The organism is Geobacillus sp. LYN3 (assembly GCF_003064505.1).
Classification (GTDB): Bacteria; Bacillota; Bacilli; order Bacillales; family Anoxybacillaceae; genus Parageobacillus_B; species Parageobacillus_B toebii.
The window spans coordinates 2,052,015-2,073,143 of sequence record NZ_QCWL01000001.1; the positions used below are offsets into that span (position 1 = coordinate 2,052,015).

Sequence of the window (21,129 nt, forward strand, 5' to 3'; positions counted from 1 at the left end):
GGAGTCCTTCGCGGCGTTGATCAACGCCTGAATTTTGGCCTTCTGCGGGCATTTCAGCCCTTCGCTTTGCCGGTACACCTCGATGAGCTCCTCGGCGGTCCGACCCGCCATATCGGCCGGAAACGGCGTCCACTCCAACACCGAAAGCGCCGTTTTTCCCAGATCGCGAAACACCGTCCAAAACTCCGGAAAATACCGGTCGGTCCAGCGGATGATCGCATTTTTCACCGCCGTCTGTTCCTTGCGGAGCTTCTCTTTGAGCGTGCTTCCCACGCGCAAATCGGCTTCGATCTCGTGCAGCAGCCGGGGAACGAGGAATCGTCCGTCTTTTGCCAGTCTGGCAATGACCAGGGCGTCTTTGGCGTCGTGTTTCGTCGGCAGGTTGTCATCAAGTTCTTTCGACCGGCACACATGCGCCGGGTTGACCATGACCAACGGGATCCCGTGCTCCTCGAGGAAGTAGGCCAGGTTCAACCAGTAGTGCCCGGTCGGCTCCACCGCGACGATCACCTCTGACTTCCCAAACGCTTGCATCGCCTCCTGAATCGCTTTATACAGCTGCTGAAACCCCTCTTTCGACTGGAAGATCGGGAACGACTTGCGAAGCACGCGCCCCCGGTCATCCACGAAGCAGGCGTAGTGGGTTCGTTTCGCGATATCGATGCCCACGACAAGCGTTTGTTCCGTAACTTGATCAATTTTATAGTTTTGTGTACAATTCATCTGAAGTCCTCCTTGGCATGATGGTAGGTATTGTTTGACACCCCTGCATCATACCAAGAGGGCTTTTTTTGATCAAGTCCCCGGAAAAGCTCCTAACGGGAATGCTCCTTTTTATTTCTCTTTTTACTTTTTGTCAACTGGACACGATTTAGTCACATTATGAACTTTTTACATCATGTTATAATAAAGATGAGGAGGGTGAAAAATGGACATTATTTTGACGCCAAAAGCATTCGAATGGTACAAAGAAGAGCTTGACTTACAAGAGGGGGATGCTGTCCGCTTTTTCGCGCGCTACGGTGGATGCAGCACCGTACAAAAAGGATTTTCGCTTGGTGTGGCAAAAGATGAGCCTGTAGAACCAAGAGCGCAAACAACGGTTGGTGGAGTCACCTTTTTTGTAGAGGATAGCGACATATGGTATTTTGATCGCCATAACTTAATCATCGATTTCAATGAGCAGGCAAATGAACCGGTGTTTATTATCGAATGATCGCTCCCCCTTCCCATGGTGATGAAAAGAAGGAACGTATTGCTGAAGCAGAAAAAGCTAGCACTTTTTCGAAAAGGCTAGCTTTTTTTGATAACAGCGATCGTACAGCGGGAAACACAGACAAGCCGCTGTTGTTCATCGACGATTTTAATATCCCATACCATCGTCGTCTTTCCTCGGTGAAGAACGGTGCCTGTAGCAGTGACGGTGCCATTTCGAACAGCGCGTACATGATTGGCGTTTATTTCTAAACCAACAACGCTTTCCTTTTCTTGATCGACAAGCGCATACGCGCCGATGCTCGCAACCGTTTCTGCCAAAGCTACGGAAGCACCGCCGTGGAGAAGCCCAAACGGCTGATGTGTGCGATGGTCAACGGGCATCGTCGCTACGACACGTCCTTCTCCTAACTCTGTAATCTCAATGCCTAATGCTTCTAATAACGTTCGTTTTCCAATCTCTTTTAAATTAGCCAAATTCATCTTTCCCTCTCCCCTTTACTTACAGTAGACGAAACCGTTTGAGATGATCAAACAGACCCTCTTGCTGCAAAATCATGATTTGCTTTTCTCCAAGCAAATCAAAATGTGGAAACAACTCACGCTGGTGAATCCATTCTCTTCGCAATCCGTATTTTTCTCCCCATGCCGCAAGTTTTTCTACATCCGAACAGCCGACTTTTGTTACTGTCGTATATTGCGGAAATCGTTTATCATACCAATAATGAGTTAAAAACGCGATTTCCCCTTTTTTTACTTTCTCCTTCCATTCGATTAATTCCTGCCTGCGAATGCCAAAAGCCATCGTATGTATCTCCTTACTTTTTCGCACGTTCGTATGCTTCATGCCAATCCGGGAAATATTTGCGAATGACAATCGGGCGAAACGTATCGCGCTTTACACAAACGTGCTGGGATTTGCCCGTCACAGCAACTTCTCCGTCCGGTGTCAAAATTTCATAGCCATATGTCACACGAATGCCGTCATACGCATCAATCCATGTACGGACAGTCGCTGTTTCCCCATAATGGAGCGGTTTTTTGTACGAAACTTGAAGATCAACAACCGGAGAAATAATCCCTTGTTTCTCCATATCGGCATAATGAAAACCTAACTGTTTGATCAGCTCTGTTCGGCCGACTTCCATCCAAACGAGATAATTAGCATGATAAACAACCCCCATTTGATCCGTTTCCGCATAACGTACTTCAATTTGCTTTTCAGCGACTTTCATTAGTTCTCCCTCCGTTACTATCCTTGCGTGTATACAACTATATCTTATCATACTCCATGTTTTATTAGATAAAAAAACGGAGTCATCCTGCAATCAGGATTACTCCGTTGTCTATATTATCGATAGCCGTTTTCGCGTGCCGCTGCCTCATCTTTAATTTCAGCACGCATTGCTGCAATCGCTTCTTCGCGCCGCTTGTTTTTTTCAGCGATTTTTTCTCGCTCTTCCGGAGAAGCGAATTGCATTGTCTCTTCAGCCTTTTCGATATTTTCAATGGTGTTTTGTACCATATCTTGCAATTTTTCTACGTTGTCGCTGCGATCATCCGGTTTAGGACGATGATGTGCCATCACGTTTCCTCCTTCGTGATTGTCATTCGGTGTTTATTCGCCTTTTGTTTGAATCACTTGAGCATGTTGCCCAGATTGATCTTGCATTTTTTTCCCTTTATTTCCTCCAGCGGCACGAGGTTGGGTGCCTAGATGGTTCGGATTGAAATATTTTGGGTTTCCCCTCGGATTGCTCATGTACCTCGCCTCCTCACCATCTAGTCTGTCCGCCCGGATGATCGCTATGCATGGCTTATTCTGCTTTTTTTAACATGCGTTCTTCCAATTTTTTTTCGATTTTTTCCATTGCTTCACGGTCATTGAGTAATTGACGTTTATTTTCCATAATTAATTCTTGAAATGTCATTTTACGGGTTCTTCTCATTTCTTAGCCCTCCTCTCAATTATTATTTTAATTTCATTAATTCCCAAAATAGCTGAAAATTATTACAACTTTTCGAAAAATTTTATGTTGCAAATAAAAAAGCACCTTTCTGTTAAGAAAGATGCTTTTATTCACGGAATGCCGCTGTTATTTCCACCATTTGTTTATATGTCATCGGACCGATAATTTTTTTGCGAATGACACCATCTTTATCAATGATATACGATGTTGGAATCGTTTGAATATGATATAGTTCTAATGCTTTCTTTTTTTCATCCAACACCACTGGAAACGATAGTTGATATTCATTGATAAATGACTTTACATTTTCACGAGTATCTTGCGACGTTAAATGAACCGCAAGCAATTCCACGTCAGAATGATAGGCTTTATAAAATTTTTCCATATCAGGCATTTCTTTTTTACACGGCGGGCACCATGTTGTCCAAAAATTGACGATTACCGGCTTTCCGCGAAAATCAGATAAATGTACCGTTTGGCCATTCAATGTCTGCAATGAAAAATCGGGCGCAGCGTTACCTACAGAAAGACCGACTTCCTTTGCTTTTTCTGCTGCCAACGCATTCCAAATGCCGTATCCAGTAATAGCAAGCAGCAATATAGCGACAATGAATTTTTTCATTGATTTCCCTCCCGATACGTTTATTAAAACATAAAATGATCAAGAAAAAAAGCAAAAAAGGGGCGTCCATAGGACAGCCCCATTTAGATTAGCGGATATTTTTATGTTCGTTTTTCATTTTTTTCGCTTCTACTTCCGCATAGGAAGCAAATTCATTATTAAAACCGTTTTTTTGCTTTGCGTTGTTATTGCGTTGTGCATTGGCGTTGCCAAGTTTCGTGCGACCCATGCGACTTCCTCCTTTGCAACAAGGGTACATCGATAGTATAGGTAAACGGTGAAAAAATTATTTTGTTATTTTTCCCCTGTCGCAATCGGATTTTCTGGATAGGAAATCCAATCGCTCCAGCTTCCGGCATACAAACGTACATTCGTATAACCTGCTTCTTTCAACGCAAGCACGTTTGGACATGCCGTCACCCCAGAACCGCAGTACACGATAATGGGAGCATCTTTTTTGATTGCGGAAAAGCGCTCCGCTTGTTCTTGCGGACTTTTCCAATACCCCTCGTCCGTCACACAGTCTTTCCAAAACATATGGAGGGCTCCCGGAATATGTCCTGCAATGCGATCAATTGGTTCTTCTATGCCTGCGTATCGCTTCCATTCCCGTGAATCGATAATAATCGCCGATGACTCTTGAACCGCACGGCGCACGTCATCGACAGTCGCTAGCCACGAAGGCTGAGGGCGAGGCTGAAATGATCGCGGTTTTACGGCAGCAACCTCTGCTGTGACTGGATACCCCGCTTCTTTCCATTTTGTATAGCCTCCATCTAGGACATAAACACGCTCATGCCCAAGATAGCGAAGCAGCCACCAACACCGTGAAGCCATTGCCCCGTCCTGATCATCATATGCAACAACCGTAACCGTTTCATCAATACCTGCCGCTGATAGCTTCTCTGCCAACTCTTCAACAGGCGGAAGCGGATGCCGTCCGCCATGTTTGCCGACAGGCGCGGATAAATCTTTTTCTAAATCAAAATATAATGCGAAAGGAAGATGATCTTTCCTATGTTCATTTAATCCCCGAGTTGGATCATTAAGGTAAAAGCGGCAGTCAATAATGCGGACATTATCGTGATCGAGCCGCTCTGCGAGCCATTCATGTGAAACAATATAGTTCATTTTGTTCCTCCTTGCTTTGTTAAACGTTCCACATATTCTTTTACCATTTCAACCGTCACGTATTTCCGTTGCGGCATGGCACCGTGTTTTGCTAATTCGTTCATTTCCTTCGTTATTTCATTGATTTTTGTCACCGTAAACGGCAAACCGTTTTGGCAAAGCGCAACTGCTTCGTCAATATAGCGTTCTCGTTCTGCCTCTAATTGCGCAAAACGCTTAATGACCGCATGCTGTTTTTGGATATGGGCGGTAATCGCTTCATGTACTTCACTCATTAGAATCTTCCTTTCTCTTTTCCTTTTCCATTAAAACGCGAACGTGCGGTTTTGGCGTCCAACACCGGAATTGATAATATGGTTTCGTTTCGTAACCAAGCCGTTGACAATAAGTATAAAGTCCTTGATCCGTTTTTTGAATCCCGTAATGAATGCAAGTAGCGCATGCGTGAAACCGAGTCATCGTCTCTCCCCTTTATAGAATACTCCCACTTTTAAATGGGCAAGGTGCAGCCCAAGTTCAAACTCCTAAAAGCTCCCATACGAATTCATCGAGCAAACGAGCGTCGACCGTTTTTTTGTCTGGCAGCCACTTAAGCGCCGACCGTTCCATATTGATAACGGATAATATTTTTGCAGGTAATGCGAAGGAAAAATCCATCCGCTTTTCTGCTTTCGCTTGCCGCAACAATCGAATAAGCTCCATGATGGATTCATCCCCATCCGCCAGTTGGAAAAGCGAAAGCGGCGGAAACGCATGATACCGCATGATCCAATGTAAAGCCAAAGCCCCGCGCAATGTTTGCACAAACGTTTTGATATACACTTTGCTTCCTATTTCCTTTTTTCTAAGCAAATTGGCATTTTTCACTGTCAACGAATGATAGTGATAAGCCAGACTTTGCAATGAATAATACTGTCGGATCATCTCATTCATTTTTGTATAAAAATCATCGTCTTTTGCATAAATGATCGGGGAAGAAAACCATTCATAAAGCGACGGATTCGATTTTTGAAAAAGCTGCAGCGCTTTAAAAACGTCCCAGCTATGCCATTCAATGGGCGGAGTCGAATCACTCCACGTCTCCGACCATTCGGAAACGGTTAAATACGACCGAATTGGTTTGATCGTAATAAGCCGGACGTCATAGTCGCTTTCTTTCGTATCTATCCCGTATGCCCGGCTTCCCGCCTCACACGCGTATAACACGCGAACGGATTGCTGTTTCTCGATCTTTGTTAATTCATGTTGAATGAAATCCCTCATTCTTGTTCCTCCAATAAACCCGACAGCTGCCGCGCACATTCGCGCAGTTGTTCGACATCGACTTCGGCCCGTAGTGTCGCCTGCAGTCCAGAAAAATAGTCATCGACTTGACTTGCAAGAAAAGCGATAAACTCTTTAATCGCCATTTCATATTGCTCTTTATAAAACTGAAACATGCGCTGTTCTTGTCGAGCGGCATAATCGTCGATTGGCTGCTGTATTTGTTTTTCTATTTCTTCTTTCATATAGCGCTTTTCATCCCGTTCAAAAAACGATTTTGCGTTTTTATACATCGACAGTGCTTTAGAAAATCTTGCTTCATCGATTTGCTCGAAACCGAGCGGAAATTCTGGAGTGGAAAACGAAATCGTTTCTAAAGAAGAAAGAGGCACTCCTTTATGAATCCGTTCGATTTTGTTGCATAGATCCATAAATTGTTCATGAAGACGCTCCTTTAAAAATCGCTCGACTCTTAAGCTTGTTGCACGCATTTCTTGCGACAAGTCAAATCCAACAGAATGCAGCAATTCTTCTAAACACGCCCGAAGTGCTTGGCGAATATCACGGCCGTCGTCGCGCAGTGAAGCCGGATTGAACGATTCTTTAAACCAATCGTTGAAACGGAATGATACGCGCTGTTTTACATAATAAACAAGCTCGGCGATTTCTTGTTTCATCGCATGTATATCATGGTCGATGGAGACAGAGTCAAGCAGCTTGTGAATCGCTGTTTGCTCTTGCGAAAGCGCGCGTTGTTTTGCGGCTTTTTCCTCATTGCTTTGCTGTGCGGCATCAATATAGTCAAGAAGCGTCTTTAGCGCACGCTTCATTTCGGCATATGCGCCTCTAACCGCTACTTCCGTCAACTCTTCCGTAATAAATCGAGTAAAATCTTCTTCAAACGGCCGAATTCCCGATTCCGTTAAGAAACCGTATCCTCCATCTGCTTTTTTGCCTGTTTTTTCATCAAGGGCGAAACGGCTGGAAAGTGCGTAAAGGCGCGGAAAACGAATACCAAATTGAGCAAGCTGTTCTTCCACATACGCCAATACTGCGTTGAGTTCCTCTCTTGAATGAGCCAAATCCGCGGCATTGACGATAAAAAACATTTTATCCATCGCAAACGTATCTTTGACGCGCCCAAGTTGGATTAAAAATTCGCGATCCGCCCTCGAAAACGCATGGTTATAATAGGTGACAAACAAAATCGCGTCGGCGTTTTTAATATATTCGAACGCCACTCCCGTATGACGGGCATTAATGGAATCCGCTCCAGGCGTATCGACAAGCGTAATTCCTTGGCGGGTGAGCTCACAGTCATAATGCAGCTCGACCGATTCGATAAAACAAGCGGTCGTTTCTTCGGCGACATATTGAACAAATTCATCGATCCCGATGCGCAGCTTGCGGCCGAGGTGGTCTTTCATGCGTTCAAAACCGGAAATAACCGATTGAAGAAAAGAATAATGCGGTTTTTCATGCGCACCGGCCTCCTGCAAGTCCGCTATCTTTTCGCACATCGCAAGCGCTTCGTCCCACGTTTCCGCGTTCATATGAAAATAGCGGAGCGAAGCTTGAACGTCTGAAAAAAGCTGCTTGGCGCTTTTGACTTGGACGATCACGGTACCATGCGGATATTCTTCTGTAGGCGGCACAATTTTATTAATCGTCGCTGTCGTTGGGTTTGGAGATGACGGCAGCACCTTCTCTCCAATAAGCGCATTAGCAAATGACGACTTCCCAGCGCTGAACGCTCCAAAAAGAGCAACCGTAAATGTGCGATGTTCCAAGCGATCGGCTTTCTCCGTTAATTCGCGGACAAATCGATTCATTCCATTTAATCCAGTGATGATATTTACCGCTTGTCGTATACATTCTGTCGTTTTTTGTATTTTTTGCCGCGCGGATTTCCCCTGACTGAGCGCTTGTTCTGGGATGTGTGGACGTTTCTTTTCGTGATCTTGTTTCGAAGGAACCGTCAGCGCTGAAGATTCCAGCTTTCTTATCACAGGCAAAGCGGTCAACTCCGCGAGCCGCTTGTCATCACTATCTTCTAAAACACGATTGGACGAAAGCAAGCAAACAAGTTGTTCATGCACCTGCTTGCGCGTTTTTTGAAGATGGTGAAGCCGTTCGATCCATTCATATTTTTCTGTTTCCGACGCAATTTGATCTTCAAGATGACGACGTTTTTCTTCTGTTTGCTCTCTCCATTTCGATAATAATCTCTCAAATAACTGCATTGCCGCATTTCGGTATCGCTTTTTTACTTCATAAGCAACATCGTTCGTATAATTCAGAACGGCTTCTCCGGTTGCGCCTGCTCCTTTTTTCACCAGTGCGCTTAAAACGTCCGCTTCCCAATCCACCGTCCATTGCTGACATTGATTTAGCAGGACGGAATCCTCTATATCGTGTTCTTTGAGAAAACGGATCAACAGCTGGCGAACGTGCCACTCGATTTGCGAAACCGCTTTTTCTTTTACGTTTTCATAAAACGCACGCAACCGGTTTGCCCGTTCTTGTTCGGTTTTTCCTTTCGTAAATAAAAAACCGACTTTGAAATCCGGCTGCATGGATTGTAAATACGCTTTCGCAAGTTCCCGCGTTTCAAACGGCATGATATAAGCATTCTCCAAAATATGATCTAACTCTTTGCGAAATTCTGTTTCCAAGTTCATATGGGCTGCTTCCAGCTGCTCGAGTTCCTCTTGCATCCGGTTAAGGCGCTTTCGTATTTGTTCTTCTTCCGTTTCATCACTTAAAAGTGCAGCAAGGCGAGCTCGGATCGCTTCTTCTTCCTCCGCATCTTTCTCCTCAAGCCAGCGAACGTGTTCGTCAATAAGCCGCTTCAACGCAACCTCCACACCGTAGAAAAGACGTTCGTCTTTTTCACGGAAAAGCTTCTGAAAACACTCGACTAGCTCGTTCCATTCGTTACGCGGATTATCCGGTGCTTTCAAAGAGGTAAAAAATATGCGTTCTGCCTTTACGCCCCAATTTCGAAACGCTTCCTCGACGGACTGGCGAAATTCATGAAACGACAGCTCATTGTCACGATGTTTATCGATTTGATTAATAATGAGATATAACGTTTTTCCGTAGTTTGTCAATTCTTTCGTAAATTGAAAATTTAATTCCGCTTGCACATGGTTGTAATCCATCATATAAAACACCACATCGGCTAAGTGAAGCGCCGATTCGGTCGCAAGCCGATGCGCATCATCAGTGGAATCGATTCCCGGCGTATCCATCATTACAATTCCGTTTGGAATGCGCGATGTTTGCCGGCTTACTTCGATTAATTCAATCGCATCTCCATCTTTACATTGAGCGCGAATAAGTTCAAGATGATATGGCGGTTTGTACTCCACCGGCGGTTCATGCTTGTAAAACACCCGCACGTATTCTTGTCCTGATTTCACTTTCACAAGATTGGCGCTTGTCGGAATCGGACTGGATGGCAATAACGGTTCGCCAAGAAGCGCGTTAATCATGCTCGATTTTCCTGCGGAAAAATGACCGCAAAAGGCGATGGCAAATTGTTCGTTCGCCGTTTTTTCAAGCAGCTGCTTCGCTTTTTTGGCATTTGTCTCATCGCCATGAGCAACAAACGCATCGTATACATCGATGATTCTTTTGAGCCATGTCGTTAACGATGTTTGTTGAGTAACTGGTCCCATGTTCAAACCCCTCGCCTTAATATCATATACAATCATTTTACTGTATTTACGCACTTTTCCCAATACAAAAAATATAAAAATCCCGTCATCTATGGATGCAACGCGCGCCAGCGACACAACGCGAAATCCGCGTGATCGAAGCAACTGCCCGCCGTCTTGGAACGCTTTTTCAATGACAATGCCGATTCCGGCAACATTGGCTTTCGCCTGCGCGACGATATCTGTCAAACCTAAGGCCGCTTGACCGTTTGCTAAAAAATCATCAATGATCAAAACACGATCTTGATGATGGAGAAACGATTGGGAAACGAAAATTTCCGTTTCTTCTCGTTTGGTAAATGAATACACTTTCGCCGTATACAAATTTTCGGAAAGCGTAACCGGTTTTCGTTTACGCGCCACTAACAACGGGACACCTAATTCATACGCTGTCATCAATGCCGGACTAATTCCTGATGATTCAAATGTCAACACCTTTGTAACCCCTTCATGACAAAACGCATTCGCAAACGTTTCACCAATCTTTTTCATCAGCTGCGGATCTACTTGATGATTTAAAAATCGATCTACTTTGTTACCAGGGGAAAAACGATCTCGCCGTCTATCAAAAAATGATTTTCATATGGCAAGGGAACATATCGGAAACTACATCTGATAGGCCGATGTTCACAATATGTTCACATTTCCTCCCTGCCATATGTGAGAAAAATCACTGTTATATCAATTTTTTAAGGTTATTATAGTGTTAAAGTAAGAAATGAACAATTTGTGAACTAGTAAAATACACCTACCATTTTCCAAATGATTTTGTATGATGAAGTTGGGATGATTTTTTGGGAGGAGGTATAGAACGATGGCGAAAACAGAATTACAACAAACCAAAACAAAAGAGCAAGAACCGCCTTTAAAAGGCACGCTCGCTTCCGTGTTTTTTCTCGGGTTTTTCATCATTCTCTCATGGGGTAGCGTCTATTTGTTATACTTGCATCGCTTATAAGCTATAAGAGAGGGGATATAGCATGCATATGCACAAATACGAAAAAATTTGGCTTGTGTTCGGAATCGGCGTTCTCTTCGCTTTTTTGGTCATCGTCGGTGTAAGCGCCTTCGCTGAAGGCCAACAGCCGCCAAGCTGTTTGACGACGATCGATCCTGAGAAGGTAGATCAAACGCCGCCATTTGACAAACCTGGATTAGTCAAAACCGGGGATAATGAGTATCAACTTAATATTGTCGTAAGTGCATTTGCGTTTACACCAAACCAAATTGAAATTCCAAAAGGATCGAAAGTGACGATTAATGTGACGTCGAAAGATGTGATCCATGGTTTTGAAGTAGCAGGCACAAACGTTAACATGATGGTGGAGCCAGGGTATATCAATACTCTTACACACACATTTAATCAACCAGGCGAATATACGATCCTTTGCAATGAATATTGCGGTGCTGGTCACCATATGATGACTGGACGAATTAAGGTGGTGGATTAATGATGAACGAAACAATGAAAGTAGATCGTCGTGACGCAAAATTAGCTTTAGCGCATATTTATGTCGCGTTTACCGCCCTTGCTTTAGGAGGATTGGCTGGATTATTACAAACGCTGGTGCGCTCTGGAAAATTTAATTTACCAGCAGGCATCAGCTATTATACGATTTTAACGACACACGGTACATTGCTTGGTCTCGTATTAACGACATTCTTTATTATCGGATTTCAATTCGCCGCAATAAGCCGCACGTCCGGAACGTTATCTGATCGCGTCCGCTTTTGGGCTTGGGTTGGCTTCTGGACGATGACGATCGGCACAGCGATGACAGTATTCTACATTTTAACCGGTCAGGCTTCAGTCCTCTACACATTCTATGCGCCATTGCAAGCACATGCCGGCTTTTATATTGGTTTAACGCTCTTAGTTGTTGGCAGCTGGATTAGCGGCTTTGCGACCTTTGCCCACTATGCGCGTTGGAAAAAACAGCATCCTGGCCAAGCCAGCCCGCTGCTTACCTTTATGTCGGTAACGAATATGGTTTTATGGCTTGTTTGTACGCTAGGCGTCGCCGCAACTGTTTTGTTTCAATTGCTGCCATGGTCGCTCGGCATCGTTGACAAAGTGAACGTTTTAGTCAGCCGGACATTGTTCTGGTATTTCGGGCATCCGCTCGTCTATTTCTGGCTGCTTCCAGCTTACATGGTTTGGTATGCGGTCATTCCAAAAATCATTGGCGGAAAAATTTTCTCCGATTCTTTAGCACGTTTAGCATTTATATTATTCCTATTTCTCTCTATTCCTGTCGGATTCCACCATCAATTGCTTGAACCAGGCATTACGCCGTTTTGGAAATACGTGCAAGTTGTTTTAACGCTGATGGTGGTCGTTCCGTCGCTAATGACGGCGTTTGCGATGTTTGCGACATTTGAAGCATATGGACGCTCGAAAGGAGCAACTGGGCTATTTGGCTGGCTTCGCAAACTGCCTTGGGGCGATGCGCGCTTCTTCGCACCGTTTGTTGGAATGGTCTTCTTTATTCCTGCTGGTGCCGGTGGAATTATCAATGCTTCTCACCAAATGAACCAAGTAGTGCATAATACGATTTGGGTAACGGGGCACTTCCATTTAACGCTTGCGACAACGGTCGTGCTTACATTCTTCGGCGCCGCCTACTGGCTCATTCCGCATCTAAGCGGCCGCGTCATGACAAAAGCGATGAACCGTTTAGCGATTATTCAAACGGTGGTATGGACGATCGGCATGTCGTTTATGTCCGGTTCGATGCATTTCGCCGGATTGCTTGGAGCACCGCGCCGTTCGGCATTTTCCACTTATGGAAACTCGCCGCAAGCGCTCGAGTGGATTCCATATCAAATCGCCCAAGCGGTCGGCGGCACGATTTTATTCATCGGTATTATTTTAGTCCTTGTCATTGTCATCAACTTAGCGTTTTTCGCGCCAAAAGGAGAAACAGAGTTTCCTGTTGCTGAAGCGGCAGAACCGCAAGAACGCACAGCACTTGCTATGGATAACTGGAAACTATGGATTGGTATTACGGTCGCGCTCATTTTGATCGCTTACACAATCCCGTTTGTCGATATGATTCAAAATGCACCGCCAGGATCAAAAGGATATAAATTATGGTAAAACAGATTCCCTCCTCCAAACGAGGAGGGAATTTTTTTATAATTGATAGATGGCTTTATATTTTTCTTCTAAATAACGGATCAAATAGTCGGCATTCAACGCCTCTCCGGTTGCCTCTTGCAAAATTTCCAGCGGCTTTTTCGTCTTCCCAAATCGATGGATTCTCTCTGTCAGCCACTCGCGAATCGGCGTTAATTCCCCTTTTTCGAGCAATTCATCGAAATGCGGCAAATCTTTTAGCATCGCATGCTTAAACTGCGCCGCATACATATAACCGAGCGCATAAGATGGGAAATATCCAAAGCTTCCTCCGGACCAATGCACGTCTTGCAATACGCCAACCGCGTCATTGTCCGGACGGATGCCGAGATATTCTTTATATTTATCGTTCCAAATCTCCGGCAAATCTTTTACTTCGATCGTTCCATTAAACAATCCTTTTTCGATTTCGTAACGAACAATAATATGTAACGGATAAGTTAATTCATCTGCCTCAATCCGAATAAGTGATGGTTTTACTTCATTAATCGCGCGATAAAACGCATCGAGAGATACGCCAGAAAATTGCTCAGGAGCATATTGCTGCAAGCGCGGATAATTTCGTTTCCAATATGAATAATGACGGGCAATAAAGTTTTCATAAAATAACGACTGCGATTCATGAATTCCCATCGATGTACCTGTGCACAGCGGCGTCCCAATCAATGTTTCTGAAATATGCTGTTCATATAAGGCGTGGCCGCATTCATGAATCGTTCCGAATATAGCGGTGCGAAAATCGCGTTCATCATACCGTGTTGTAATCCGGACATCGTTCGGATTGAGGCCAATCGCAAACGGATGAACCGTTTCATCCAACCGGCCTTTCGCAAAATCATAGCCAAGCTCTCGCAACAGCTCCAGACTAAAAGCGCGCTGTTTTTCCTTTGGAAACCGATGGAATAAAAACGACGTTTCCGGCTGATTTGGAGAGGCGGCGACTTCTTGCACAAGCGGAACGATATGTTCACGCAGCTTCCGAAATACTTCGTCTAACACATCCACCGTCATTCCTGGTTCATATAAATCAAGAAGCGTATTGTACGGATTTCCTTTATATCCCCAATACTCAATAAATCGTTTGTTAAACTCCACCAATTTTTCTAAATATGGACGAAACAAGGCAAAATCAGCCGTTGCCTTTGCTTCTTCCCACACGCTTTCCGCTTTTGATTGCAATACAACATATTCTTTATATTCATCTGCTGGGATTTTTTTGTTTCGCTCGTATTCTTTTTTGCATTCTTCTAACGTATAGCGAGTGACTTCCGAAAGCTGTTCATGTTTTGGCAACAATTTAGCGATAAAGGCGGCCATTTCTTCTGACGTGGACATTTTAAACACTTCTTGTGAAAGAATTCCGATGACTTCTGAACGTTGTTCCACCCCTTTTTTTGGAGCGCCCGTCCGCAAATCCCAATACATTAATTGAATCGCTTCATTATAGCTCATCATTTTTTTTACGTATTGCAAAAACTGCTCTTCTATTTTTTTGATCATCTTGTTTCCCCCTGTATCTTTTGTTGCATGATAATATTTCCATGACCAAAAGCGGATTTCCTCTTTTTTGCGATAAAAAATGAGGAAAGAAATTATTCTTCCCTCACTTTTGTCGGCAATACCTCTTTAATTGCTTCAATCACCTTATCATTCTCATCATTTGTCACAAAAATAGAAACGATGCCGCAGTCTTCGCGTGTGCGGATCAAGCGGCCTACTCCTTGACGAAGCCTTAGCAGCATATACGGCACATCGACACCCCAAAATGGATCATCATATGCCTTTCGCTTCGCCTGAAATACCGGATCATTCGGAGGATACGGTAGCGACCAAATAATGACGTTCGATAGTGATGGCCCTGGAATATCCAATCCTTCCCATAAATGTTCTGAGCATAATATCGTTTCTTCATTTGCTTGGAATGTCGCAACAAGCTCACTAATTTCCTGATCTCCTTCAAACAAAAAGGCAAATTGCTTCTCGCCGCTTGCTTGCTCTTTAAATTGCAGCAACTCTTGTCTTGACGGGAACAGAATAAGCGCTCGTCCTTCTGTTTCGCGAATTTTACGCAACGCATATTCATATTTTTGTGAAAATAAGTTTTCATCATTGGTAAACGTTGGCATAAAAATCGTCATTTGGTTATCGTAATCAAATGGCGATTCCACACTAAACGATAAATACTCATCAATTCCAAGACTTTCTGCAATATATTGAAATGATTTGCGGTTTGATAGTGTGGCAGAGGAAAAAATAAACGGAATACGCTTATTAAATACTTTTTCCCGCAATACTTCCTGCACAGTGCGCGGCATAACGACAAGAGTAGTTTCTTGACGTGATGACTCCACCCACGTAATGGCATCGGCATTATTCATAAATAAATCAAGCGAATATTCAAGTTGGTCTAAATATTCATCCACAATATTCAATTGATAATGGTCAATCGTATATGTTTCGCTTTCAAACACAAGCTCATTGCCGATGTCGACAATTTTGGCATGCAATTGTTTGGCAAGGCGAAGCAGTTTTTCCGAAAACGTAATTTCTTGACGGTTAGAACCGGCTACTTCTTTTGAACAAGATTTCAACTCGTCAAAAAACCGCACGCTTATTTGCAGCGTTTCTTCGATCAAATAAGCAAGCTCTTCGCGGATATCATTTTCTAACAGCCGTGTGAGCAGGTTTTCTAACGTTGTTTCTTTCATCCGATAGGTTAACGCTTTTTGTGCGGCAAACTCTAGCAAATGCCCTTCGTCAAATACAACACAGCTTGCTTCCGGCAAAAGCGGGAGCTGCCCTTCGCGTTTGCGCGCTTCATATGTCCAAACATGTTCCATATAAAAGTCGTGTGAACAGACGATTAAATCAGCCGCTTTCCGGTAATATTCCCGTGATAATGTTTGGCCGCAGCGATGGCGTTTTTCACATGTAAAACAGTCTTGGAACGGATCCCACGCGATTTTTTTCCATTGTTCATCGCTTAAATGGGCGTATTCTTTGCGATCTCCATAATGATAGAATGCTTGCAGCGGCTTATTATCGTGAACGAACGCAGGGAGCTCGTCGTAAATTTGTTCGTAAAGCTCGATGTCTTTATCATCATACATCACTACTTCATCCAGTTTATTCAAACATAAATATTGATCTGGTGATTTCGCTAAGCGTACGTCAATATGTAAACCTAGCACCTTCGATAATTTCGCTATATCCCCTTCTTTCTTCACTAGCTGCTCAATGAGCGTTTCATCGGCACAGGCAATAATGGCGGGCTTCCCTGTATAACGGGCGTAGCAAATTGCATACAACAAATATACGATCGTTTTTCCGGTACCGACCCCCGCTTCGGCAAACATCACCTTTTTCTCTCTAAACGCGCGTTCTAGCTGAAACGCCATATATATTTGTTCATCCCGCAGCTCAAACCCTGCTTCTGGCAAAATGTCGTAAAAGACATCGCCAATCCATTCCCCTAGTTTATCAAAGAAATTTTCGTTTTTTTCTAATGTAAAAGGATAGCGCTCACGGCTCATCGTCGAAAAACCCTCCAAAAATATAATAAGACTTTCACGCCTGTCCAAATCCATTCAACAAACGTTAGCGCGCAATGCTTTTACTGCTGCGCGCTGTCTATCATCTGACAAATCATTTGTAAAAGTCTAACAAGATATTATTATGATTCATCGTACAGCAGAAGTCAATAATGAGCAATGAGCCGAGCGCAAACTTTTATTGCTTTATGCTTTCATCGAACTAGATATGCGGTATGTAAAAGCCTGCTTCCACATATTTTTCGCCATTTCGATTTGTTTTAAATGCTCATCTTCAATGTTTTGTTGTACTAATAATTCATACGTATTATCGAGCGCTTCTGAAATTTTCATCCAATCAATGGAAGAATGTCTCATTGTATATCACCTTCCTGCTAAAATAGTTCATCATAATATCCATATTATATGCAGAAAGGGATGTTCCCATTCGTTGCAAGCATAGCAACATGAGAAGCTTATTTTCGTTCGGCCATATCTTTTTCTTTCGGCGGACGCGGACCCCAGTATTGGTAATAATGTGTTTCGATAAAGCCGTTGAATAATTTGCGGCGCTTCGTCGCTTTTTTCCCATAATGTTTTTCAAACTCTTTATGCGCCGTCAAAATATAAACAGACCACGTATCTAAGGCAGAGAACGTTTTTCCCATGTCCCGATACATTGTTTCTACTTCTCTACGCTCGCCAAGCCGCTCGCCATACGGGGGATTGCCGACGATCACGCCGTATTCTTTGCGTGTGCGAAAATCTTTTACTTGCATTTGCTTAAATGACACTAAATCGGCAAATCCGGCTTCCAGCGCGTTTGTTTTTGCGATTTCCACCATGCGATGGTCAATGTCAAATCCGGAAATATCGAGAGGCTGGTCATAGTTGGCCAAATCTTCCGCTTCCTCCCGCGCTCGTTCCCATGTTTTTTCACCAATCCAGTCCCATTGTTCGGAGACAAAGTCACGATTAAATCCTGGCGCGATATTTTGGCCAATCAGCGCCGCCTCGATCGGAATCGTTCCCGATCCGCAAAACGGATCGACAAATGGCCGGTCCGGCGTCCAATTCGTCAGCTGCACGAGCGCGGCTGCCAATGTTTCCTTTAATGGCGCTTCTCCTTGCGCAACGCGATAACCGCGCTTATGCAGCCCTGCTCCGCTTGTGTCAATGGTTAATGTGGCAATATCTTTATGCAAGGCTACTTCAATGCGATAAAGCGGTCCGGTTTCTTCAAACCATGAAACACGGTAATGTTTTTTTAAACTTTCCACCACCGCTTTTTTCACAATCGCCTGGCAATCGGAAACACTAAAAAGCTTTGACTTTACTGATTTTCCGATGACAGGAAATTTCGCATTCACCGGCAAATAATCCGCCCATGGCAACGCTTTTGTTTGCTCAAACAGCTCCTCAAACGTTGTCGCTTTAAATTCTCCGACTTTCAATTTCACGCGATCTGCGGTGCGCAACCATAAATTAGCGCGGCAAATCGCCAGCTCATCAGCGGTAAACGTCACTTTTCCATTTTCCACTTGACACTCATAACCGAGACGACGCACTTCATCGGCGATGATCGATTCCACTCCCATCGCCGCCGTAGCGATTAACGTAATCGAACCCATTTTTGTCCTCCTATTTTTTTATGTTATAAAACCTCAAACTCTCGCAGTTGTATGTAACCATCCGAATAAAACACTAGCAAGCACGGCGCTATTCAATCTAAAGATGGTTCCACATATCTAAAAACTCATATAATTCGCTAATTGATAGCGGCTTAGATACATAATATCCTTGTACAAAATCACAAGATTGCTTTTCCAGTATTTGATACTGTTTCTTCGTTTCCACGCCTTCAGCCACCACTCGAATCTGAAGGCTGTGCGCCATCATAATAATAGCCTTGACAATTGCCGAGTCTTGTTGATACCGAGATAATTGCTTGGTAAAACTTCGATCGATTTTCAGTATATCGATCGGAAAACGATGCAAATAACTTAACGAGGAAAATCCCGTTCCAAAATCATCGATCGCAATGCTCATTCCCATCGTTTTTAACTTGGTGAGCCTTTCCACTGACTGTTCAGCGTGAGGCATGACGGCGCTTTCCGTCAATTCCAGCTCGATCAAACGTGGATTCACGTTTACCGATTCGATCGTTTTTTGCAATTTCTTCAAAAAATCAATTTGTTGAAAATAGATAGGAGAAATATTTATGCTCATTTTTACATAAGGGAAACGTAACTGCAATTGTTTCAAATGTTCACATGCTTGCATCATAATCCAATCACTAATCGGCGTAATTAGCCCCGATTCTTCGGCAAGCGGAATAAACATTCCTGGAGAAATAAATCCTTTTTCTGGATGGTTCCAGCGGATTAACGCCTCTACCGCACGAATTTGTTTCGTTTTTATATCTAATTGCGGCTGATAGTAAAGTTCAAATTCTCCCCTTTCAAGCGCCTTCCTCAATGCAGTTTCAAGCTGAAACAATTGTTTACCGTTACCATGCATTCCAGCATGATACAAAGCATATTGATTTCTTCCATTCTTTTTTGCTTGGTACATCGCGCGATCGGCCATGCGTATCAACGTTTCTTTATCTGTTCCGTCGTATGGATAAACACTAATACCGATGCTAGTAGATATATATATTTCTTGATGGTTAAAGCAAAACGGCCTCTTCAATGATTCAACAATTTTTTCCGCCATATATGCTGCTTCGCGAATATGTTTTAAATTTGGCAAAATAATGACGAATTCATCACCGCCAAACCTCGCGATCGTATCTTGTTTTCGCAACATTCTTTTCAGACGTTGCGCCGTTTCTTTCAATAACATATCTCCCACACGGTGGCCTAACGTATCATTAATGTTTTTGAAGCGATCTAAATCTAGAAATAATAAAGCAAATGACTGATTATGTTTTTTGGACATTCGAATAATACTTTCTAATCGTTTTTCAAGCAAGTACCGATTCGGCACGTTTGTTAATGTATCATAAAGCGCTAGTCTCGTTAATTGCTCGACATTTCGTTTATGTTCTGTAATGTCAGAAAACATCGCCACATAATTTGTCATATTTCCCTTTTGATCCTTTACCACACTAATAGTTAACCATTCAAGATACAATTCCCCATCTTTTCGCTTATTCCATATTTCCCCTTTCCATACTCCATGTTGTTTTATATCATTCCACATTTTTTTGTAAAATTGTTTATCATGCATTCCAGATTGCAAAATGCGCGGATTCTTACCGATTACTTCTTCCGCGCTGTATCCGGTGACAATTTCAAATGCCGGATTCACGAATAAAATTCTATTTTGCGCATCTGTAATAATAATGCTTTCGTTAGAATATTCAAAAATATTTTTTGCAATTCCAGCGAACGTATGTATATCTATTAGTTGTTGATCATGATCATACACTTATATCCCTCTCCCTTTTCCTTAATCACTACAAGTTATATTACGATTATAGTCATTTTTTAAACAATGAAAAAGCTCTCCTTTATACAGGAGAGCTTTTTCATTATACCATTTTCGACGTTAATAATGTTCTGTAAGCCATGTTCTGTACCTTCGTACTGCAAGCGGCTTATCGCCTCGTACTCCGGCGGTAATCATCTATCTACAGATGGAAAAATTTCCATCTGTCCTTCCCTCCGTTCATTTCCTTCGGGAAGGCGCCCCTACCATAATTTGGGTTTCTCGCTCGTGGGGTTTACCGCGTTCCACCTCTAAGGTTTCCCTTAGAGCTGCGTCACTGTGGCACTTTCAGGGTACTCGAACCATATCCCAATGGGACTTAGGTTCTTTCCCCGCCGTCAGCCCAGCATTACGCCAGACTGCCCTAGCTTATGGTTTCGCTAGGCACGAACACTACGGGCATCTCAGCACCGTGCGAGCATGGACTTTCCTCTACGGCAATGAATTGCCGCAGCGATTACCCGAACATTATTAACGTCGTTTGCACATTGTAGTATAGTTCATTTTTCAGGTTATTTCAATAGTAAAATTTTCTAACTATATGTATTTTACATAACAGCACAATGATGCTTTACTTTTGTCCGCATAAAAATTAATCGTATAATTTATTGCCAAATACATGTTTTTCTAAATTAGATAACCGTTGCAAAATATCATAGTTTGTTGTTCCCGCTTGCGCAGATGGCCGTTTTTGCAGCTCTTCTATTTGCCGTTTCAGACGAGCGTTCTCTTGCTGGAGCTGCTCAATTTCCTGTTGGAACGTTTCATAATCTTTAATAATCATGTCCAAAAACTGATCGACTTCGTCTTGATTGTACCCCCGCATACTTACTTTAAATTCTTTTTCTAAAATTTCTTTTGGCGTTAATTTAATACGACCGGCTAACATCTTTTTCACCTCAATTCCACATTCCGCTATTATCTTTATTTTTTCAGAAATCAAATCGATTGTCAATTTGCGTTTCATTGATCCAGCTATGAAGAGTATATTTCAAAGTTTTTCGTCAAAATAGGGATTTTCAAATTATCCACAGTTGGTAAA

General features: G+C 43.1%; 23 protein-coding genes, 1 other RNA gene and 1 pseudogene. 4 read left to right on the forward strand and 21 right to left on the reverse strand.

Going from position 1 to position 21,129, the window contains the following annotated elements:
* Positions 1-723, reverse strand: a 723-nt coding sequence (locus DCC82_RS10685; protein ID WP_033013052.1) for an IS110 family transposase, incomplete at its 3' end; no start/stop codon positions are given.
* Positions 724-928: 205 nt separating this feature from the next.
* Between DCC82_RS10685 and DCC82_RS10690 the strand changes: the two genes are divergently transcribed.
* Entirely contained in the window at positions 929-1,216 is a 288-nt protein-coding gene (locus tag DCC82_RS10690; protein ID WP_015864056.1) for a HesB/YadR/YfhF family protein, read from the forward strand.
* Positions 1,217-1,293: 77 nt separating this feature from the next.
* Here DCC82_RS10690 and DCC82_RS10695 read toward each other — a convergent pair whose 3' ends face one another.
* The 13 genes and pseudogenes from DCC82_RS10695 to DCC82_RS10750 form a co-directional block, all read right to left on the reverse strand.
* Positions 1,294-1,698 (reverse strand): hotdog fold thioesterase, encoded by a 405-nt coding sequence (locus tag DCC82_RS10695; RefSeq protein WP_097354577.1) that lies wholly within the window; start codon positions 1,696-1,698, stop codon positions 1,294-1,296.
* A gap of 19 nt (positions 1,699-1,717) precedes the next feature.
* On the reverse strand, positions 1,718-2,020 hold the full coding sequence (locus DCC82_RS10700; protein WP_097354578.1) for a hypothetical protein: 303 nt from the start codon (positions 2,018-2,020) through the stop codon (positions 1,718-1,720).
* Between the two features lie 13 nt (positions 2,021-2,033).
* A complete protein-coding gene (locus tag DCC82_RS10705) occupies positions 2,034-2,450 on the reverse strand; it encodes an acyl-CoA thioesterase (RefSeq protein WP_015864059.1) in 417 nt (138 codons plus the stop codon).
* A gap of 116 nt (positions 2,451-2,566) precedes the next feature.
* Positions 2,567-2,800 (reverse strand): small acid-soluble spore protein Tlp, encoded by a 234-nt coding sequence (gene tlp / locus DCC82_RS10710; RefSeq protein WP_015864060.1) that lies wholly within the window; start codon positions 2,798-2,800, stop codon positions 2,567-2,569.
* A gap of 33 nt (positions 2,801-2,833) precedes the next feature.
* A complete protein-coding gene (locus DCC82_RS10715; RefSeq protein WP_015864061.1) occupies positions 2,834-2,977 on the reverse strand; it encodes an acid-soluble spore protein N in 144 nt (47 codons plus the stop codon).
* 55 nt (positions 2,978-3,032) lie between these two features.
* Positions 3,033-3,164 (reverse strand): FbpB family small basic protein, encoded by a 132-nt coding sequence (locus tag DCC82_RS10720; protein WP_082798099.1) that lies wholly within the window; start codon positions 3,162-3,164, stop codon positions 3,033-3,035.
* 127 nt (positions 3,165-3,291) lie between these two features.
* Positions 3,292-3,807 carry a redoxin domain-containing protein gene (locus tag DCC82_RS10725; protein ID WP_015864063.1) on the reverse strand — a complete coding sequence of 172 codons (516 nt, stop codon included), beginning with the start codon at positions 3,805-3,807 and terminating at the stop codon, positions 3,292-3,294.
* An 88-nt stretch (positions 3,808-3,895) separates the two neighbouring features.
* On the reverse strand, positions 3,896-4,036 hold the full coding sequence (locus DCC82_RS17670; RefSeq protein WP_015864064.1) for a hypothetical protein: 141 nt from the start codon (positions 4,034-4,036) through the stop codon (positions 3,896-3,898).
* 65 nt (positions 4,037-4,101) lie between these two features.
* Positions 4,102-4,938, reverse strand: a complete 837-nt coding sequence (locus DCC82_RS10730) for a sulfurtransferase (protein ID WP_097354579.1) — start codon at positions 4,936-4,938, stop codon at positions 4,102-4,104.
* Positions 4,935-5,213, reverse strand: a complete 279-nt coding sequence (locus DCC82_RS10735; RefSeq protein WP_097354580.1) for a YpbS family protein — start codon at positions 5,211-5,213, stop codon at positions 4,935-4,937. Before DCC82_RS10735 ends, DCC82_RS10730 begins: the two co-directional genes overlap by 4 nt.
* On the reverse strand, positions 5,206-5,397 hold the full coding sequence (locus tag DCC82_RS10740) for a hypothetical protein (protein WP_015864067.1): 192 nt from the start codon (positions 5,395-5,397) through the stop codon (positions 5,206-5,208). Before DCC82_RS10740 ends, DCC82_RS10735 begins: the two co-directional genes overlap by 8 nt.
* Before the next feature lie 57 nt (positions 5,398-5,454).
* Positions 5,455-6,201, reverse strand: coding sequence for a nucleotidyltransferase domain-containing protein (locus DCC82_RS10745; protein WP_015864068.1), 747 nt, complete (start codon positions 6,199-6,201; stop codon positions 5,455-5,457).
* Positions 6,198-10,445: pseudogene (locus DCC82_RS10750) on the reverse strand (xanthine phosphoribosyltransferase); the annotation flags it as partial. The pseudogene DCC82_RS10750 and the gene DCC82_RS10745, both read right to left, overlap by 4 nt.
* 292 nt (positions 10,446-10,737) lie before the next feature.
* Between DCC82_RS10750 and DCC82_RS10755 the strand changes: the two are divergent.
* Genes DCC82_RS10755 through DCC82_RS10765 form a run of 3 tightly spaced genes read left to right on the forward strand, consistent with a single transcriptional unit; the run spans position 10,738 to position 13,023 of the window.
* Positions 10,738-10,881 (forward strand): cytochrome c oxidase subunit 2A, encoded by a 144-nt coding sequence (locus DCC82_RS10755; RefSeq protein WP_062677375.1) that lies wholly within the window; start codon positions 10,738-10,740, stop codon positions 10,879-10,881.
* Between the two features lie 22 nt (positions 10,882-10,903).
* The gene (locus DCC82_RS10760; RefSeq protein ID WP_015864071.1) at positions 10,904-11,374 is read left to right on the forward strand and encodes a cytochrome c oxidase subunit II; all 471 of its coding nucleotides are present in this window, start codon (positions 10,904-10,906) and stop codon (positions 11,372-11,374) included.
* Complete coding sequence (locus tag DCC82_RS10765; RefSeq protein WP_097354582.1) at positions 11,374-13,023, forward strand: b(o/a)3-type cytochrome-c oxidase subunit 1; 1,650 nt, start codon at positions 11,374-11,376, stop codon at positions 13,021-13,023. The genes DCC82_RS10760 and DCC82_RS10765 overlap by 1 nt, the downstream gene beginning before the upstream one ends.
* 36 nt (positions 13,024-13,059) lie before the next feature.
* On the opposite strand, the gene DCC82_RS10770 is transcribed toward DCC82_RS10765, so the two are convergent.
* The 7 genes from DCC82_RS10770 to gpsB form a co-directional block, all read right to left on the reverse strand.
* On the reverse strand, positions 13,060-14,562 hold the full coding sequence (locus DCC82_RS10770; protein WP_015864073.1) for a carboxypeptidase M32: 1,503 nt from the start codon (positions 14,560-14,562) through the stop codon (positions 13,060-13,062).
* Between the two features lie 92 nt (positions 14,563-14,654).
* Positions 14,655-16,595 (reverse strand): ATP-dependent DNA helicase, encoded by a 1,941-nt coding sequence (locus DCC82_RS10775; RefSeq protein WP_015864074.1) that lies wholly within the window; start codon positions 16,593-16,595, stop codon positions 14,655-14,657.
* A 204-nt stretch (positions 16,596-16,799) separates the two neighbouring features.
* Positions 16,800-16,970 (reverse strand): hypothetical protein, encoded by a 171-nt coding sequence (locus DCC82_RS17675; RefSeq protein WP_015864075.1) that lies wholly within the window; start codon positions 16,968-16,970, stop codon positions 16,800-16,802.
* A gap of 98 nt (positions 16,971-17,068) precedes the next feature.
* Positions 17,069-18,223 (reverse strand): THUMP domain-containing class I SAM-dependent RNA methyltransferase, encoded by a 1,155-nt coding sequence (locus tag DCC82_RS10780; protein WP_097354583.1) that lies wholly within the window; start codon positions 18,221-18,223, stop codon positions 17,069-17,071.
* A gap of 97 nt (positions 18,224-18,320) precedes the next feature.
* Positions 18,321-20,027: a putative bifunctional diguanylate cyclase/phosphodiesterase gene (locus DCC82_RS10785; protein ID WP_015864077.1), complete on the reverse strand. Its 1,707-nt coding sequence runs from the start codon at positions 20,025-20,027 to the stop codon at positions 18,321-18,323.
* Positions 20,028-20,156: 129 nt separating this feature from the next.
* Positions 20,157-20,556, reverse strand: an RNA gene (rnpB, locus tag DCC82_RS10790) — RNase P RNA component class B.
* Positions 20,557-20,679: 123 nt separating this feature from the next.
* Positions 20,680-20,976, reverse strand: a complete 297-nt coding sequence (gene gpsB, locus DCC82_RS10795; protein ID WP_015864078.1) for a cell division regulator GpsB — start codon at positions 20,974-20,976, stop codon at positions 20,680-20,682.
* Positions 20,977-21,129: the final 153 nt, after the last annotated feature.